The sequence below is a fragment of the Pseudomonas koreensis genome (assembly GCF_036668835.1).
Taxonomy (GTDB): Bacteria; Pseudomonadota; Gammaproteobacteria; order Pseudomonadales; family Pseudomonadaceae; genus Aquipseudomonas; species Aquipseudomonas koreensis_I.
The window spans coordinates 696,832-711,090 of record NZ_JAZEVW010000002.1 but is presented as its reverse complement, the minus strand read 5'-3'; the positions used below and the strand labels follow the sequence as shown (position 1 = coordinate 711,090).

Genomic DNA, 14,259 nt, shown 5'->3' with positions numbered 1-14,259 from the left:
TCGATACTTGTCAGTGTTCATGGACAGCAAGGCTGTGCCAGGCGCTTGCCTGGCGTATTCAAGGGGTGCCGGGTTCGTAGCGGATATCCAGCGCCGTTGCGGACAGGTGCGCCAGACGCTCTAGCTCCTGGGCCTGGCGGCTGCGATCGAAGGTCCACAGCAACTGGCCGAGAAACACCTCTCGGGCATGGGCTGGAATCACATCGCCGGCCTTGAGCAGGATGTGCTCGACGGTGGGGGCGAGAGGCAGCTCGTTCAGCGCCACCGAACTCAACGTTCCCGGTTGGGCGAAATACACCCGGAAGAACGTCGCCACCGACTGTGCACTGGTGCCATCCGCCTGCCATTGGAACGCGTTCAGCTGTTGCGCGAGGGCATCGCGTGGCGCGTGATCGTCCTGGCTGGCCAGCAACAGATCCAGCCACAGCGACAGCATGCTGTGGCCGTGGGTGACGGCTTCGACGCTGTGGGAAATCAGGCTGCCACCCACGCGTGGATTGATCTCGATCAGATCCCAGTGCTGCCCGGTAAAACGGGCCTCGATGTGATAGCAACCCCAACGCAGCGCCATGCACTTCAAGACGTTTTCCAGCCACTGCAGGCCTGCCGCGATCTGTGCCTGACCGAGGCTCGCTGGGGGCGTGGTGCAACTGTCCTCAAGGACCGTGTCAGCGGTTTCGGTCACTTCGTATTTTTCGTGGAGGGCGACGACATGCGCCTGGCCGTCGATCAACAAGGTCTCGAAGCTGAATTCCTGGCCGGCAATGTAATCCTCGGCCATGAACTGCAGCCCGTCATTGAATGCCGAGGCGTATACCGTGTCCTCGACCGAGGCCAGGCGCAGCGTTTCAAGTGCCTTCCAGGTGGTGTCCTCACGCAGCGGAAAAGCCGCGTAGGACGCAATTCCGTGAATCGGTTTGATGAAATAACGCGCGTTCTGCGCTTGCAGCGTTTGCAATACCGGTGCGGTCAGCGCGTGCGCACGGGCTTGCGACAAACCGGCATCGGCCAGTTGATTGCGCACATTGAGCTTGTTGCGCAATGCCAGGGCCTGCTGCGCGTCGATGTCATACGTGCCGAGCGCTGCGTTCGCCGCCGCCATCAAGTGCCGATAGCCTTCCCACACACTGATGCAACAGCTGACCTGTTCGCCCGACTTGTGCAGGGTTTGCAGGGCATTGTTGACGTCCTCCAGTTTCAATTGGAGGGAGTCGGCGGTGTAGAGCCGGTCCGCCCAGACCTGGATCTGCTCCAGGCGAGCCGGCACATGCTCGGCGAGCGGCAATGAAGTCAGCACGAAACACCGGAGCTGGCGCCGTTGCAGCTGCTCCTTCAAGTCCTCCAGGAAAGAAAAGCCACAGTGGCTCAGGATCAGAACACCGGGTCGATTCGAATTCATTGCCTGCTCCATGGCTTAAGCAGCCTTGTCTTGCGGCGTGGCCAGGGTGTCGATGTACAGCTCGCTGAAATACATGGCGAGGATTTTCTGGTGCTCGGCCAGGTAACGCTTCAGTGCGGCGATGTCCTGCTCGCCTTTGATCAGAAAGCGCAGGGCTGCCCAGACTTCACCCGGATGGTCATCGTTGATGTCAGTGTGGGAGTGTGACACTTGGCCCACGATGTTCTTTTCGCCAACCGAAGCTTTCAGCGCTTCGAGCTTGCGCGGCTCCAGCTTCACGTTGACGTACTCGACCAGGTAGGAATAGGCGATCACGCCCAGTGGACCTTCGTGGTCCAGCAGGTAGGAAAAGAAACCGGCCAGCAGTTTGGTCGACAGGTAGGGTTCGGTGGCGAGGAATTCTTCACGGCTCACACCGACGCGTTGCAGATCCTGAATGAACAGGTCGTCATGGAGCATTTCTTCCTGTTCGTAGTGAGCCCAGATCTGCGCCGCTTCCGGGCTGACCTTGGCAACCTCGACCAGCGCCTTGGCTTCGGCCACGCGCAGCAGACGGATGCGCCATGCGGTTTCGACCAGGTGACGTTTGTAATAGGCACTGTTGACGTCTTTGCCTTCCAGGTGCGCAGCTTGAGGCACGGTTTCGTACCATTGTTCTACCTGGCCGTCGATTATCCGGTCAATTTCCCCACGCAGATTTACCGAAGCGGCAGCATTGAGGAAAGGGGTGCGATCACCATAGCCAACATTCTTTACACGGTTAAGCATATTCAAGCCTCTATTTTGGGTTTGTTTTAACGCGTTGATAATGACCAGACTTTAACTGTAACTATCAGCCAATCACTTCTATGGCCAATTCACCTCTTATCAGGCACTGACAGGCCAGCCGGTATTCTTCTCCGCTGTAACCCAGTACCTCGATAAACGCTTCCTCGTCACCGTCCCGAGGATTCAACGCCTCAAGGCCCGAACTGACTTTGATCAGGCATGCGCCGCAAGCGCCGACCCGGCAGCCCAGCGGGATCACGTTCTTGCCGCCGGCTTCCCACTCGATGTCGGTAATCGCGGAGTTGGCCGGCAGCTGAAATTCAAGTTGATGCGAAGTAATGGTGAGTGTGTGCAACGCCATACTTACCTCGGTTAAATATTAAAGTTCGTGTGGCAGGCACACGATTTCACGCCAGCGTTTGAAAACGACAGTGAGAAGTTCTTGAAAGTTATGAGCTTAGTTGGAGGTCAGCCCCAGATATGACCAGTAGAGCAGGGCGACGGCGCTGATGGCCGCACCCAGAATACAAACAGCGACCCAGCCAAAGTGCGCATAGGTGTAAGTAGCGGCAATCGCACCCAGGCCACTGCCTACCGAGTAGAAACACATATACGCGCCGACCAGACGGCTTTGCGCATCCGGGCGTGCCGCGAAAATCAGGCTTTGATTGGTGACATGCACCGCTTGTACGGCGAAGTCCAGCAGCACCACACCCACGACCATGGCCAGCAATGAGCTTTCGACAAATGCCGTGGGCAGCCATGACAGGGTCAACAGCGCCAGGGCGATGCCGGTCGTGCGATTGCCACGTCCCTGATCCGCCAAACGGCCGGCCCGTGCGGCAGCCAGCGCACCGGCCACACCGGCGAGGCCGAACAGGCCGATCTGCGTGTGCGTCAGCGACAGCGGTGGCGCACTCAGCGGCAGTACCATCGACGTCCACAGCACACTGAAGGCGGCAAAGATCAGCAGGGCGAAGGTGCCTCTGACCCGCAGCGTGCGCTCGGTCAGGTACAGCTGGAACACCGACCGCAACAACTGCCAGTAACTGCCTTTGGCCGGTGGGGCAGCGGAGGCTGGCATGGTTCGCCACAACACCAGCGCCATACCGATCATCAGCGCGGCCGAGACAAAGTAAACGCCGCGCCAGCCGGCCAGATCGGCGACTGCCCCCGACACAAAGCGCGCCAGCAGAATGCCCAGCACCACGCCGCTGGTGACCGTACCGACGGCTGCGCCGCGCTGTTCCGGGCTGGCCAGCGAGGCGGCGTAGGCCACGACGACCTGCACCACCACAGCCATCAGGCCCACCAGCACCATGGCTCCAAGCAGCATGCCCCAGTTGCCGGCGAGTCCCACCGCACACAAGGCCACGGCCGACATCAGCATCTGCGTCAGGATGAGTTTCTTGCGATTGAGCAAATCCCCCAGTGGCACGATGAACAACAACCCTACGGCATAGCCGGCCTGAGTCGCGGTGACAACGATGCCGATCGTGCCCGGCGAAACGGCCAGGCTCGACGCCATGGACTCCAGCAATGGCTGGGCGAAGTAGACGTTGGCCACGGCCATGGCGCAGGTGATTGCGAAGAGCAGGGTTTGATAGCGGCTGAGGGTCGAGGTGCTGGCAGACCGGGAGGTCTGTGAATGTCCTCCGGTCGCCTTTTCGGCTTCGGCGTCCATTTTTACCGGGGCATGAGGCGTGTACGGCATTCATCCAATCCTTGGAATATGTGGTTTCGAAACAAAACCGATGCGTTGATTTTTATCAAATCAAGTTGTTAAATACAACCACATTTTGCAAAACATTTTCGTCTGACGTTAGATCGTTTTTCTTCCTTCCTATCTGCCCACTGGAGCGTCATGGCCAGACAGAAATTACTGGCACAGAGCGAATGCCCGGTTGCCAGAACACTCGAGGCCATTGGCGATCGCTGGGTGCTGATGATCATCCGCGACGCCTTCGACGATGTCCGCCGCTTCAGCGAATTCCAGAAACGCCTGGGGCTGGCGAAAAACATCCTCACGGTGAAACTGAAAATGCTCGTCGAGCTGGGTGTGCTGGAGATCCAGCCGGCCTCCGATGGCAGCGCCTACAAGGAATATGTGCTGACCGAAATGGGTCGCGCGGTGTTTCCGATCGTGGTCAGCATGCGCCAGTGGGGGGAGCGCTTCCTGTACAGCGAAGGCGAGAGCCACTCGGTGCTGCTCGACAACGATTCAGCCCAACCGGTGGAGACCATCGCTGTGCGCTCGACGTCGGGCAAGGTGCTGACGCCGGCCGACTGCCATCGACGGGTGGTCACGCGCAAAGCCTGAGTGCCGGGTCGGGCTTCATCAACTCGCGGCCGGCGGTTTCGCCAGCGCAATGCCCGCCGCACCCAGACGCTTCAAGATTTCAAACAGCAAATCACTCTTGGTCACCCCGACAATCCTCGGGCTGGCCACATACCCGGTCACCGTCAGGGTAATTCCGTCCGGCGACAGCTTGCTGAAGCGCACGAACGGTGCCGGTTTATCCAGCAGAGTCTCGTGCTCGCGGTAGGTATCGAGTAGCAGCTCTTTCACCTGCTCAGGGTCGATGTCCAGCGGGAACATCAGCTCCAGCGATGCCACGCCTTGCGCGCTGCCGCCCAGGGTCACGTTGCGCAGGTTCTGCGAGATCAATTGCGAGTTGGGCACGATGACGATCGAGCGGTCGCTGAGCTGGATTTCGGTGGCGCGCACGTTGATCCGGCGAATGTCGCCTTCGACGCCGCTGATGCTGATCAGGTCGCCGACCTTCACCGGCCGCTCCGTCAGCAGAATCAGCCCGGAAACGAAGTTCTTCACGATCTCCTGCAAACCGAAACCGATGCCCACCGACAAGGCACTGACGATCCACGCCAGATTGGTCCACTGCACGCCCAGCGACGACAGGGTCAGCAGAATCACCAGCGCGTAACCGATATTGGAAAACAACGTACTCAGCGAGGCGCACATGCCGGGGTCCATCTCGGTCTTGGGCAGGAACTCGTGGTCCAGCCAGCGGCTGAGCGTGCGGATCAGCCAGATACCGATGATCAACGCCAAAACGGCGTTAAGCAGGTGCGCGGGGACAATGTTCAACTTGCGCAACCCGGCGCCGCCGAGGATGACCATGATGTTGCTCAGCAACTGCCCGAGCGTGGTGCCGATGCCGCCGACGAACAGGCTGATCACCGCCAGCAGCATCAGCGCGGCACGGCTGAAACCCGACAGCAGGGTCGATATCTGATCGAGGCGCCGATCGCCGATGCCGAGTAACTGTTTGAGCGCCTTGCCGCTCGCATGCCTGGCGGAAAACACATGCTCGCAAACGTCCTTGACCAGCTGAATCAGCAGATAGAAACCGGACAAGACAATGAAGGCCCAGACCAACTGGTAACTGATGAACCGCGCCAGCGATACGTAGCCGGCGAGCAGGGCCAGCGCCGAAACCAGAATCGAAACGCTGGCGACGGTGTAGATGATGCCGGCTAACGTGCTGTTGGTCGCCGCCGCATCGTTGGCCGCAACCAGCGCCTTGCGTACCTTGCCGACCCGCAGCAGCAAGGTCAGCACAATCGCCAACACCACCATCGCAATGATCCCGCGCCCGGTGATCACGATCTGGCTGCTCATACCGGTGGCGTTGCTGACCTGCACCAGCGTGACCAGCACCAGCAAAGCGCAGGACAGAACTCGCGGATAGGGCTTGAGTGCCTGCGCCACCGGATCGGCAATCGCTGGCAAGCGCCACGAAGGATGCTCGGTTGACAGCAGCGCGCGGCTCAGACCGGTAATCAGCACGCAGGCATACACAACCTTTTCAAACTCTTCTGAGAAGGTTTGCAGCACTGGCGATAACGGCTGATGGCGGGTGCAGGCATAGAACAGAATTTGCAGGGCGATGGCGGTGGTGGCGATGGTCGCCAGCGCCGAGGCGAAGGCCAGTGCGCTGCGCCGCAGCCGTCCCTCGGGGACGCGATAAATGCACAACCAGGTCAGGCCGTGTTCGGCCAGCCGACGTCCGAATGTCCAGATAATCAAGGCCAGCACCACCAGCGCGCTGGTATGCAAACGCTCGCCTGGCACCCACACGCTGGCCCACGACGCACGTACCTGATCGACGAAAAAATGCCACCGCTGGCGATCGTCCGCGCCTGGATTGAGCAACGGCGACCAAAAGCCTGGATTCAGCACGCTGTGAGTACCCAGGGTCAGTTCGCTTTCCAGTAGCGAACGGCGGATGCCGGCAATCTGGGTGATCAGGTCCGCCGCGTTCTGCTTCAGCGCGGCGAGGCTTTTCAGGGTGCTGTCGAGCCTGGCTTTCTGCGTCGTCAGCGTGGCCCGCTGAGTGATGATGTCGGCTTGTTCGGCGGCCACCTCGGTGTCTGGCGCGGCCCCCAACACGCTCAGTTGCACCGCCAGTTGCGCCTGCTGCGGCAACAGCGCAGCCGACAATCGATCGATATCGAGAATGAACGCCTGCACCCGATCCTGCGGACCTTCGAGCTGGTTGTAGTTGTTCGCCGCAGAGATTTGCTGCTTGAGCCCGTCGAGGCGTTGTTGCAGAGCTTGCAGATCACTTTGTGCGATCACCGGCAACGGCGCGGTGGCACTCGCCGCTGGCGCTGGCAAATCTTCCGCCCACAGCGCAAGGCTGCTGCTACCGAGCAGCGTGAGGGCGACCAACAACATCCATTTCAAAGTGTCGCGCATGGAGGGGCGGCTCGCATCGACCAGACAGTCTATGAGGGTAGGTGATCAACCCGAGTGCGGTGGAAAAGTTTGCGCGCCGGCCGTGGACCTCGCTCAGGGCTGCTTGGCGGGCACGACGAAGTTCACCGTCGTGCGGGTCAGCACGGTGTGCGTCGGATCAGCGATTTCCAGTAGCACCTTGTGCGCACCCGGCGTCAATCCGACCAGGATAATCGGGTCTTCGCTGGTGTGAGCCCAGGTGCCTTGCCAGTCATCAACGGTGACGTGCAGATGCCCCAGGCGCGGCGACACCGGCACCGCCGCTTTGCCGAACACCGGCATGATCCGCGTGTGTTCGGTGCGGTATTGAATGATCACCACGCCACGGGCCAGCGGTTCGGCGAGCGGCGGGTAGGCAATCAGCATGGGCGCGGCTTCGGAAGCCAGCGGGAGCAGGGCGGGTGGCTGCTGCGGGTCGACCTCGGTTTGCGCATCGGCGCTCATGGCCAGCAGCAATGAAGCCGTCGGGGCGAGCAGAAATCGGATAGCGAGGGACATGGTTTGTTTGCTCGCGCGTAAGGTCACTCAAGATTAGTTGAGCGCCGGCGGTTGCGTGCGTTATTGCGCAAGCCCGAACGCAAAAAGCCCGACGGCGAGGTCGGGCTTTTCTTCGGTGACCGCAGTGAAACGCGGCATTCAGACGGCGCGGCGTTCGATCAGCCGGTCAGAACCGCCTTCGGCTACGGCATCGCTGAACAGCGGGTCGGTCTCGGTAGCGGCAACGGCATCGCTGAATAGAGGGTCGGTTTCGGTAGCGGCGACGGCATCGCTGAACAGTGGATCAGTTTGCGTGGCCGCAGCGGTGCGTTGTTCCAGCAAACGGTCGGAACCGCCTTCGGCAACCAGCGGCTGCGCAGGGGTAGCGGCGAATGCGTTCAGTGCGAAGATCGAGAAAGCAATGCTGAGAAGGGCTTGGCGTTTCATGATGCTGTGCTCCGATGGGTAGTGGTTGGGTCTGGAGCCGATCTTACGCCGCAGCACTGATAAGAGAACTTCATTGAATTAATGGTTGTTATTGACGCGCTTAATGATGCTATCGATCAAGCCAGCGCGCCGCCGGGTTTGAGCTGAGTGCTGATCAACTCGGCGAGGACACGTACTGGCTCGGTGAAGGTCTCGCGTGCTCGGTGGACGAGGCCGATATCGCGGTGAAAAGTGTGCGGCCCAAGGTCGAAAGCGCGGACGCCGGCAGGCCATGCGAAGTCGGGCGAGGTCTGCGGCACCAGCGCCACGCCGACGCCGTTTTCAACCAGTTTGATGATCGCCTCCAGTTCGTCCAGCTCACAGACCTCGCGCAGGTTGAAATGCATCTGGCGCAAAAAGCGGTCGACCTGTCTGCCACCAAAAGAGGAGCGGTCATAGCGGATAAACGGTTGGCTGGAGAGCAATTGCGTCCAGTCATCGCCCGCCATATCGCGCGGCACGATCAACCGATACGGCTCAAGGGCCAGGGTGGTCCAGCGCAAATCGCTCTGCAGCGAGAAGGGCGGGCGAATCACCACGGCCATGTCGATCTCGCCGGTATCCACCAGATTCACCAGTTCCATCGACAGGCCCGGGATCACCCGGGTCCGGCAGTACGGGCACTGTTGGTGAAAGCGTGCCAGCGCATCCGGCAGATAGGAACGCTGCACCGAGGCAATCGCGCCGAGGTTGACCAGCACACTGGGCGGCAGGCCCACCGCAGTCGAACCGAGGTTGTCGTAGAGCCTGAGCAAGTCCTGGGCTTGCAGCAGGATCTGCTGGCCCATCTTGTTCAGGTGCGCCGTGCGGCCCTTTCGGTCGAAGATTTCGAAGCCGAGTTCGGCTTCAAGACGCTGCATCTGCGCGCTGACGGCGGCCTGGGTCAGGCCGATCCGGTTACCGGCCGCCGCGAAGGTGCCTTCGCGCGCCACGGCAATGAGGGTTTTCAGTTCTTTGATCATTCACAAATATTAGTTGTGATTCTGAGAAATATATATTGATTTTTATGTTGGGTTTTTCGTCCTAGGATGTTTTTCATCCCGACCTCGGCTGAACCGAAAACGTCGATGTCGGTAAGACCTGTTCGCCAACCAACAAGAACGATATTGGAGTTCTGATGAATCTCTCGCCTTTTCACCTCGCTATCCCTGTTTACGACCTGGCTGCGGCGCGCACTTTTTACGGTGAAGTCTTTGGCCTTGAAGAAGGACGCTCGAGCGCTCAATGGGTCGACTTCAACTTTTACGGCCATCAACTGGTGATTCACGAACATCCGAAAACCGCCTCTCAGGAGAGCGTGCACAGCAACCCGGTTGACGGCCATGACGTGCCGGTGCCGCACTTCGGCATCATTCTCGGCTGGCAACAATGGGAGGCACTGGCCGAACGCCTGAAATCGTTCGGCACGCAGTTCGTGATCGAACCGTACATTCGCTTTCAGGGCCAGGTCGGTGAACAAGCCACCATGTTTCTCTTCGATCCTTGCGGCAATGCCCTGGAATTCAAGGCATTCAAGGATATGAGCCAGCTCTTCGCCAAGTAACAACCGCCATGGCACAACGGCGTTGTGCCATTTCTCACAGTGAGCTGGAAGCTCATGACTCTAGCAACTGCCTTTTGCGCAGACCGTTCATTCCAACAAGAAGGCTAGACATGAAACGTATTCCCCTGGTGTGGCAAATCGTTGCCGGGCTGTTGCTTGGCGTGCTCGTCGGTTGGTATTTCAATACCCATCCGCAGTATCAGACGTGGGTCAGCGCGGAAATCCTCAAACCCCTCGGCGACATCTTTATCAAGATGATGAAGATGGTGGTCGTGCCGATCGTGTTCTGTTGCATGATTCTGGGGATTGCCGGCGGTGGCGATAACCAATCGTTCGGTCGTATGGGCGCCAAGTCGCTGGGCTATTTCTTCGCGATCACGGCTTTGGCGATCGTTATCGGATTGTGTTTCGCCAACCTGTTCGAGCCGGGCGCAGGCACCGATATTTCCGGCATTTCGCACAATGCCGCCGCGATCAAACTGGAACCGTCCAAAGGCGCTCTGGTGATCCTGCAGAACATCGTCCCGGACAATGTGCTGGTGGCCATGTCGGAGGCGAAGTTACTCTCGGTGTTGTTTTTTGCGGTGTTATTTGGTCTGGCGTTGAATGCACTGCCCAAAGACAAGAGTGCGCCCGCCATCGCTTTGGTGCAGAGCATTTCCGATGCGATGTTCAAGGTCGTTTCCATTGTCATGGCCTACGCGCCCATCGGCGTGTTCGGCATGATCGGCGCGACGGTCACGACGTTTGGTTTTGCCTCACTGTTGCCGTTGCTCAAGTTGATCGGCGTGGTCTATCTGGCGCTGATTGTCTTTGCCTTGGTGATACTCGGAGGGATCTGCTACTTGATCGGCGAAAACATTTTCAAGCTGATCGGCTACTTCCGCAACGAACTGATTCTGGCGTTTTCCAGTGCCGCGTCGGCGGCGGTCATGCCCCAGTTGATGAGTCGACTTGAGCAGTACGGTGTACCGCGGCGGATCGTCAGTTTCGTGGTGCCGGTGGGTTATGCGTTCAACCTTGATGGTGCATCGATTTTTCTCGGCGTCGCGACGATTTTTGTCGCGCAGTTGTATGCCATCGACCTGTCGCTGTCGCAGCAGATATTGCTGGTGGTGACCATGGTGCTGACGTCCAAGGGCGCAGCGGGCGTACCGGGGTTCGCCATCATCATTCTTTCCGCGACGCTGGCGTCGGCCGGCCTGCCGCTGGAAGGCGTGGCGCTGATCGCGGGGATTTTCCGGATCATCGACAGCGGTACCACGACGCTGAACGTACTGGGCAATGCCATCGCGCCACTGGTGATTGCCAAGTGGGAAAAAATCGCGCTGCAACCGGGTGCCGTCGAGGCAAGTGTCAAACACGAATCGCCGCTGCCCTGCCATTGAAAGTCCACTGAACGGACACTTGAAACAAGCAACCGCCCGCTGGCTCAGGGGCGTTTTTTTAACGCTGGTTGCTAGACGACCAGTCTAATGTTTTGGAGGTTAAATGATTGATCACGCCGCTGACACCGACCTTTTTTCACCCGTAACCCTGGGCGCGCTGCACTTGGCCAATCGCATCGTCATGGCCCCACTGACGCGCAGCCGAATGGCCGACGACGGCGTGCCCAATGACCTGCACGCGACCTATTACGCCCAGCGCGCAACGGCCGGACTGATCATTGCCGAGGCGACGAATATCTCTGCGCAGGGCCGCGGCTATGCGATGACGCCGGGTATCTGGACCCAGGAGCAGGTTGCCGGCTGGAGAAAGGTGACCGATGCGGTGCACGCCGCCGGCGGCAAAATCGTCTGCCAGTTGTGGCACGTCGGGCGGTTTTCCAGTGTCGAGTTGCAGCCCAACGGCCAGGCACCTGTGGCACCTTCGGCGATCAAGGCTGAGGGCAGCACCTACACCGAAAAAGGCTTCGTCGACGTGTCGATGCCGCGCGCACTCCAAACATCGGAGATTGCCGGGATCATCGAGCAATACCAACGTGCCGCGCAGAACGCCAGACAGGCCGGTTTCGATGGCGTGGAAGTGCATTCGGCCAACAGCTATCTGCTCGACCAGTTTCTGCGAGATTCGACCAATCAGCGCAGCGATCAATACGGCGGCAGCATCGAAAACCGTACGCGCCTGACCCTGGAAGTCACCCGCGCGGTGATTGACGTGTGGGGCAGCGACCGCGTCGGTATTCGTCTCTCGCCGGTTACCCCTGATGCCGGCAACACGCCGCCCGACAGCAATGTCATGGCGACTTACGGCTACCTCATCCAGCAGCTCAATCCGTTGAATCTGGCGTACCTGCATTTCGTTGAAGGGGCGACAGCGACGTCGCGCAGCGTGCCGGAAGGCGTTGATCTGGATGCGCTGAGCGCGCAGTTCACCGGCCCGTTCATTGGCAACAACAACTACGACCTGCCAATGGCCCTCGAACGACGTGCCCAAGGACATATCGATGCGGTGGCGTTCGGCCGCTTGTTCATCGCCAACCCCGACCTGGTCGAGCGCCTGCGTCGCGGTACCGAACTGACCATCGCGCCCCGTGAAAGCTACTACGGCGGCGGCGCCAAAGGTTACATCGACTGGCCCACCGCCAGCGCCTGATCACCATCCGCTGCCGCGTCCGTGTTGGCTTGCGGCAGCCTTTCACTCAAAACAGGAACCCCACCATGACCACTCCAACTTACGTGCAGGAATACAACGCGATTGTCGCCGTCCTCAACCAGTACAACGAAGGCGGCGCGCAGGCTGACAGCACGCTGATGAAACCGGCATTCAATCCGCAAGCAACGATGTTTGGCATCGACGGCGAGCGCCTGGTCGGCGGCGCGATCCAGAATCTCTACGACGTGATCGATACGTCCTTTCGCCCATCGCCCGAAGCTCAGGCGGCGATCGTGCGGATCGATATCGTCGGTACGGCCGCCAGCGCGCGCGTCGATACCGACAACGTCTCGGGTTTTCGTTTCACCGACTTTTTCAATCTGCTGAAAGTGGAAGGACAGTGGACGATTGTCAGCAAGATCTACCACACGCATTCGGACGCTTGATCGAGCAGGTCAGATAACGAAAAAGCTACACCCCTGCATTCCTCAAAGGAATGCAGGGCATGAAAACAATGAATTTTTCTTATCCGAAACGCCAGCGTACCGTTGCTCCAAAACAAGGAGCAATACCATGAGCCAATCCTCGACCAGTCCCGCCGGAAAATTCGACACCTCTCGTGCCAATGAATATGCCAGACAATCGCGCATTGCCCTGGCCGGTTATGATGCTTGCCATGACCTCTCGGCCTGCATGCTGGCGGCCAGCCTTGGCACGGACCGTGCGGCTTCTGTTCTGGTGGTGGGCGCTGGCGGGACGGCACAAGAGATCATTGCGATGGCGGCGCTGGAGCCGCAGTGGCGTTTTATCGCGGTTGATCCGTCCGAGCCGATGCTCGATACCGCGGTGCAACAGTTGCAGGCCCATGATTTGCTGGACAGAACGCAAATACACTTGGGCCATGTTGAGGATCTGCCTGCCGATGCCTCATTCGACGCGGCAACCCTGATCGGCGTGCTTCATCATCTCAACGGTGATCAACCCAAGCGCGACATTCTGCGCGCGATCCAGACCCGGCTGAAGCCAGGCGCGCCGCTGATCGTCGCCGGCAATCACTACGCTTACGCCAGCCAGCCGTTATTGCTCCAGGCCTGGGCGCAACGCTGGCGGCAACAGGGCGCCAGTGCTGATGAGGTGCAGGCCAAACTGGGCAAGATTCTCCAAGGGGCCGACCCGCCGCGTTCCGAAGCCGCCGTCCAGGCGTTGCTGAGCGAGGCCGGGTTTGGCGCGGCGACACGGTTTTTCAGCAGCCTGTTCTGGGGGGCGTGGCTTGCGAACAAAGCGTCCTGAGCGTCAGGCAACGCTCTCGCCGCTTTCAACCGGTTCAGCGGTTTCAGCGGCCAGTTTCAAACGATCAGCCTTGCTGATGTACTTGGGCTTTTTCGGCGCCAGTTTGGCACTGGCCTTCTTGGCCTTTTCCTTGAACAGTTGTTTGAGTTTCTTCTGGCGATTCATGGGGCTTACTCGGCGGTCAAGTTGGGTGTCGACTGGGCATCGCGTTGGACAGATGCGCTACTGACGGTCGAAAAGGCGCGAATCCTGACCCAAGCGCCGGGCCAAGGCAATGGCAATTTGTTGGAAAAACAGTGAAGCCTCGCACAGTCTGCAGCGTAGCCGCCTGGTTTACCGATGGTCAGCGAGGCGAAATAAACTAAGCTGAAGTTCAATATCCAGATGACATTGATGCATCCCGCCATGAAGGAGTACCCATGACCAGCTCTCGTAAATGGATTGCCACGGCGTCTTCCCTGGCATTGGTTTTCGCTTCTGCGGTGGCTTCGGCCGACCCCGGAAACGGCAAGGGCCAGGGGAACGGCAAAGGTAATCCGCAGAACATGCAGGATCACGGTAAACAGAAAGGCCAGGGTAATCAGGGGGGGCAAGGCAAGCAGGGTGGGCAGGGCAATCAAGGCCACGGGGGCGGTCCTAGTGTTGATCGCGGCAACATTCTTGGAATTGTTGGCGGCTATCGGGACTATTGGAGCCCAGGGCCAGCGCTGCCGCCGGGCATTCAGAAAAATCTGGCGCGGGGCAAACCGCTCCCACCCGGTATTGCGAAAAAGCTCGACGGGCGCCTGCTGGGCCACTTGCCGCGTTACGACGGCTACGAATGGCAGCAGGTGGGGACGGATCTGATTCTTGTCGCGCTAGCGACCGGTTTGATTTACGAAATCGTCAATGGCGCCTTCGATTAAGCAGCGCAGCCAATAAAAACCGCGCGTTGGCAGC

General features: G+C 59.5%; 16 protein-coding genes. 7 read left to right on the top strand and 9 right to left on the bottom strand.

What is annotated here, in order from left to right; genetic code table 11:
* Positions 1 to 58: 58 nt before the first annotated feature.
* From V6F91_RS08175 to V6F91_RS08160, 4 genes are all read right to left on the bottom strand, one after another.
* Positions 59 to 1,399, bottom strand: coding sequence for an ATP-grasp domain-containing protein (locus V6F91_RS08175; protein ID WP_332763389.1), 1,341 nt, complete (start codon positions 1,397 to 1,399; stop codon positions 59 to 61).
* Positions 1,400 to 1,414: 15 nt separating this feature from the next.
* Positions 1,415 to 2,167, bottom strand: a complete 753-nt coding sequence (locus V6F91_RS08170) for a hypothetical protein (protein WP_332763388.1) — start codon at positions 2,165 to 2,167, stop codon at positions 1,415 to 1,417.
* Positions 2,168 to 2,231: 64 nt separating this feature from the next.
* A complete protein-coding gene (locus tag V6F91_RS08165) occupies positions 2,232 to 2,528 on the bottom strand; it encodes a 2Fe-2S iron-sulfur cluster binding domain-containing protein (protein ID WP_332763387.1) in 297 nt (98 codons plus the stop codon).
* A 96-nt stretch (positions 2,529 to 2,624) separates the two neighbouring features.
* Positions 2,625 to 3,881, bottom strand: a complete 1,257-nt coding sequence (locus V6F91_RS08160) for an MFS transporter (protein ID WP_332763386.1) — start codon at positions 3,879 to 3,881, stop codon at positions 2,625 to 2,627.
* Positions 3,882 to 4,031: 150 nt separating this feature from the next.
* Between V6F91_RS08160 and V6F91_RS08155 the strand changes: the two genes are divergently transcribed.
* Complete coding sequence (locus V6F91_RS08155; protein ID WP_332763385.1) at positions 4,032 to 4,487, top strand: helix-turn-helix domain-containing protein; 456 nt, start codon at positions 4,032 to 4,034, stop codon at positions 4,485 to 4,487.
* Positions 4,488 to 4,505: 18 nt separating this feature from the next.
* On the opposite strand, the gene V6F91_RS08150 is transcribed toward V6F91_RS08155, so the two are convergent.
* From V6F91_RS08150 to V6F91_RS08135, 4 genes are all read right to left on the bottom strand, one after another.
* Complete coding sequence (locus V6F91_RS08150; protein ID WP_332763384.1) at positions 4,506 to 6,890, bottom strand: DUF3772 domain-containing protein; 2,385 nt, start codon at positions 6,888 to 6,890, stop codon at positions 4,506 to 4,508.
* A 93-nt stretch (positions 6,891 to 6,983) separates the two neighbouring features.
* Positions 6,984 to 7,427 carry a DUF6130 family protein gene (locus V6F91_RS08145; RefSeq protein WP_332763383.1) on the bottom strand — a complete coding sequence of 148 codons (444 nt, stop codon included), beginning with the start codon at positions 7,425 to 7,427 and terminating at the stop codon, positions 6,984 to 6,986.
* A 138-nt stretch (positions 7,428 to 7,565) separates the two neighbouring features.
* Entirely contained in the window at positions 7,566 to 7,853 is a 288-nt protein-coding gene (locus V6F91_RS08140; protein WP_332763382.1) for a hypothetical protein, read from the bottom strand.
* Positions 7,854 to 7,969: 116 nt separating this feature from the next.
* Positions 7,970 to 8,854 carry a LysR family transcriptional regulator gene (locus tag V6F91_RS08135; protein ID WP_332763381.1) on the bottom strand — a complete coding sequence of 295 codons (885 nt, stop codon included), beginning with the start codon at positions 8,852 to 8,854 and terminating at the stop codon, positions 7,970 to 7,972.
* Positions 8,855 to 9,009: 155 nt separating this feature from the next.
* On the opposite strand from V6F91_RS08135, the gene V6F91_RS08130 reads away from it, so the two are divergent.
* From V6F91_RS08130 to V6F91_RS08110, 5 genes are all read left to right on the top strand, one after another.
* Positions 9,010 to 9,435: a VOC family protein gene (locus tag V6F91_RS08130; RefSeq protein WP_208940848.1), complete on the top strand. Its 426-nt coding sequence runs from the start codon at positions 9,010 to 9,012 to the stop codon at positions 9,433 to 9,435.
* A 110-nt stretch (positions 9,436 to 9,545) separates the two neighbouring features.
* On the top strand, positions 9,546 to 10,823 hold the full coding sequence (locus V6F91_RS08125) for a cation:dicarboxylate symporter family transporter (RefSeq protein WP_332763380.1): 1,278 nt from the start codon (positions 9,546 to 9,548) through the stop codon (positions 10,821 to 10,823).
* A gap of 103 nt (positions 10,824 to 10,926) precedes the next feature.
* The gene (locus tag V6F91_RS08120) at positions 10,927 to 12,030 is read left to right on the top strand and encodes an alkene reductase (protein ID WP_332763379.1); all 1,104 of its coding nucleotides are present in this window, start codon (positions 10,927 to 10,929) and stop codon (positions 12,028 to 12,030) included.
* A 65-nt stretch (positions 12,031 to 12,095) separates the two neighbouring features.
* Entirely contained in the window at positions 12,096 to 12,476 is a 381-nt protein-coding gene (locus tag V6F91_RS08115; RefSeq protein ID WP_332763378.1) for a nuclear transport factor 2 family protein, read from the top strand.
* A 127-nt stretch (positions 12,477 to 12,603) separates the two neighbouring features.
* Complete coding sequence (locus tag V6F91_RS08110) at positions 12,604 to 13,320, top strand: class I SAM-dependent methyltransferase (RefSeq protein WP_332763377.1); 717 nt, start codon at positions 12,604 to 12,606, stop codon at positions 13,318 to 13,320.
* Between the two features lie 3 nt (positions 13,321 to 13,323).
* Here the strand turns inward: V6F91_RS08110 and V6F91_RS08105 are convergent, their stop codons facing one another.
* Positions 13,324 to 13,485, bottom strand: a complete 162-nt coding sequence (locus tag V6F91_RS08105) for a DUF2986 domain-containing protein (RefSeq protein ID WP_332763376.1) — start codon at positions 13,483 to 13,485, stop codon at positions 13,324 to 13,326.
* Positions 13,486 to 13,739: 254 nt separating this feature from the next.
* On the opposite strand from V6F91_RS08105, the gene V6F91_RS08100 reads away from it, so the two are divergent.
* Complete coding sequence (locus V6F91_RS08100) at positions 13,740 to 14,225, top strand: anti-virulence regulator CigR family protein (RefSeq protein WP_332763375.1); 486 nt, start codon at positions 13,740 to 13,742, stop codon at positions 14,223 to 14,225.
* Positions 14,226 to 14,259: the final 34 nt, after the last annotated feature.

Bases quoted from the DNA above. Each gene is read 5' to 3' on its own strand.
- V6F91_RS08115 (WP_332763378.1), top strand. From the start codon at position 12,096: ATGACCACTCCAACTTACGTGCAGGAATACAACGCGATTGTCGCCGTC.
- V6F91_RS08120 (WP_332763379.1), top strand. From the start codon at position 10,927: ATGATTGATCACGCCGCTGACACCGACCTTTTTTCACCCGTAACCCTG.
- V6F91_RS08100 (WP_332763375.1), top strand. From the start codon at position 13,740: ATGACCAGCTCTCGTAAATGGATTGCCACGGCGTCTTCCCTGGCATTG.
- V6F91_RS08170 (WP_332763388.1), bottom strand. From the start codon at position 2,167: ATGCTTAACCGTGTAAAGAATGTTGGCTATGGTGATCGCACCCCTTTC.
- V6F91_RS08125 (WP_332763380.1), top strand. From the start codon at position 9,546: ATGAAACGTATTCCCCTGGTGTGGCAAATCGTTGCCGGGCTGTTGCTT.
- V6F91_RS08155 (WP_332763385.1), top strand. From the start codon at position 4,032: ATGGCCAGACAGAAATTACTGGCACAGAGCGAATGCCCGGTTGCCAGA.
- V6F91_RS08135 (WP_332763381.1), bottom strand. From the start codon at position 8,854: ATGATCAAAGAACTGAAAACCCTCATTGCCGTGGCGCGCGAAGGCACC.
- V6F91_RS08175 (WP_332763389.1), bottom strand. From the start codon at position 1,399: ATGAATTCGAATCGACCCGGTGTTCTGATCCTGAGCCACTGTGGCTTT.
- V6F91_RS08130 (WP_208940848.1), top strand. From the start codon at position 9,010: ATGAATCTCTCGCCTTTTCACCTCGCTATCCCTGTTTACGACCTGGCT.
- V6F91_RS08140 (WP_332763382.1), bottom strand. From the start codon at position 7,853: ATGAAACGCCAAGCCCTTCTCAGCATTGCTTTCTCGATCTTCGCACTG.
- V6F91_RS08145 (WP_332763383.1), bottom strand. From the start codon at position 7,427: ATGTCCCTCGCTATCCGATTTCTGCTCGCCCCGACGGCTTCATTGCTG.
- V6F91_RS08105 (WP_332763376.1), bottom strand. From the start codon at position 13,485: ATGAATCGCCAGAAGAAACTCAAACAACTGTTCAAGGAAAAGGCCAAG.
- V6F91_RS08110 (WP_332763377.1), top strand. From the start codon at position 12,604: ATGAGCCAATCCTCGACCAGTCCCGCCGGAAAATTCGACACCTCTCGT.
- V6F91_RS08165 (WP_332763387.1), bottom strand. From the start codon at position 2,528: ATGGCGTTGCACACACTCACCATTACTTCGCATCAACTTGAATTTCAG.
- V6F91_RS08150 (WP_332763384.1), bottom strand. From the start codon at position 6,890: ATGCGCGACACTTTGAAATGGATGTTGTTGGTCGCCCTCACGCTGCTC.
- V6F91_RS08160 (WP_332763386.1), bottom strand. From the start codon at position 3,881: ATGCCGTACACGCCTCATGCCCCGGTAAAAATGGACGCCGAAGCCGAA.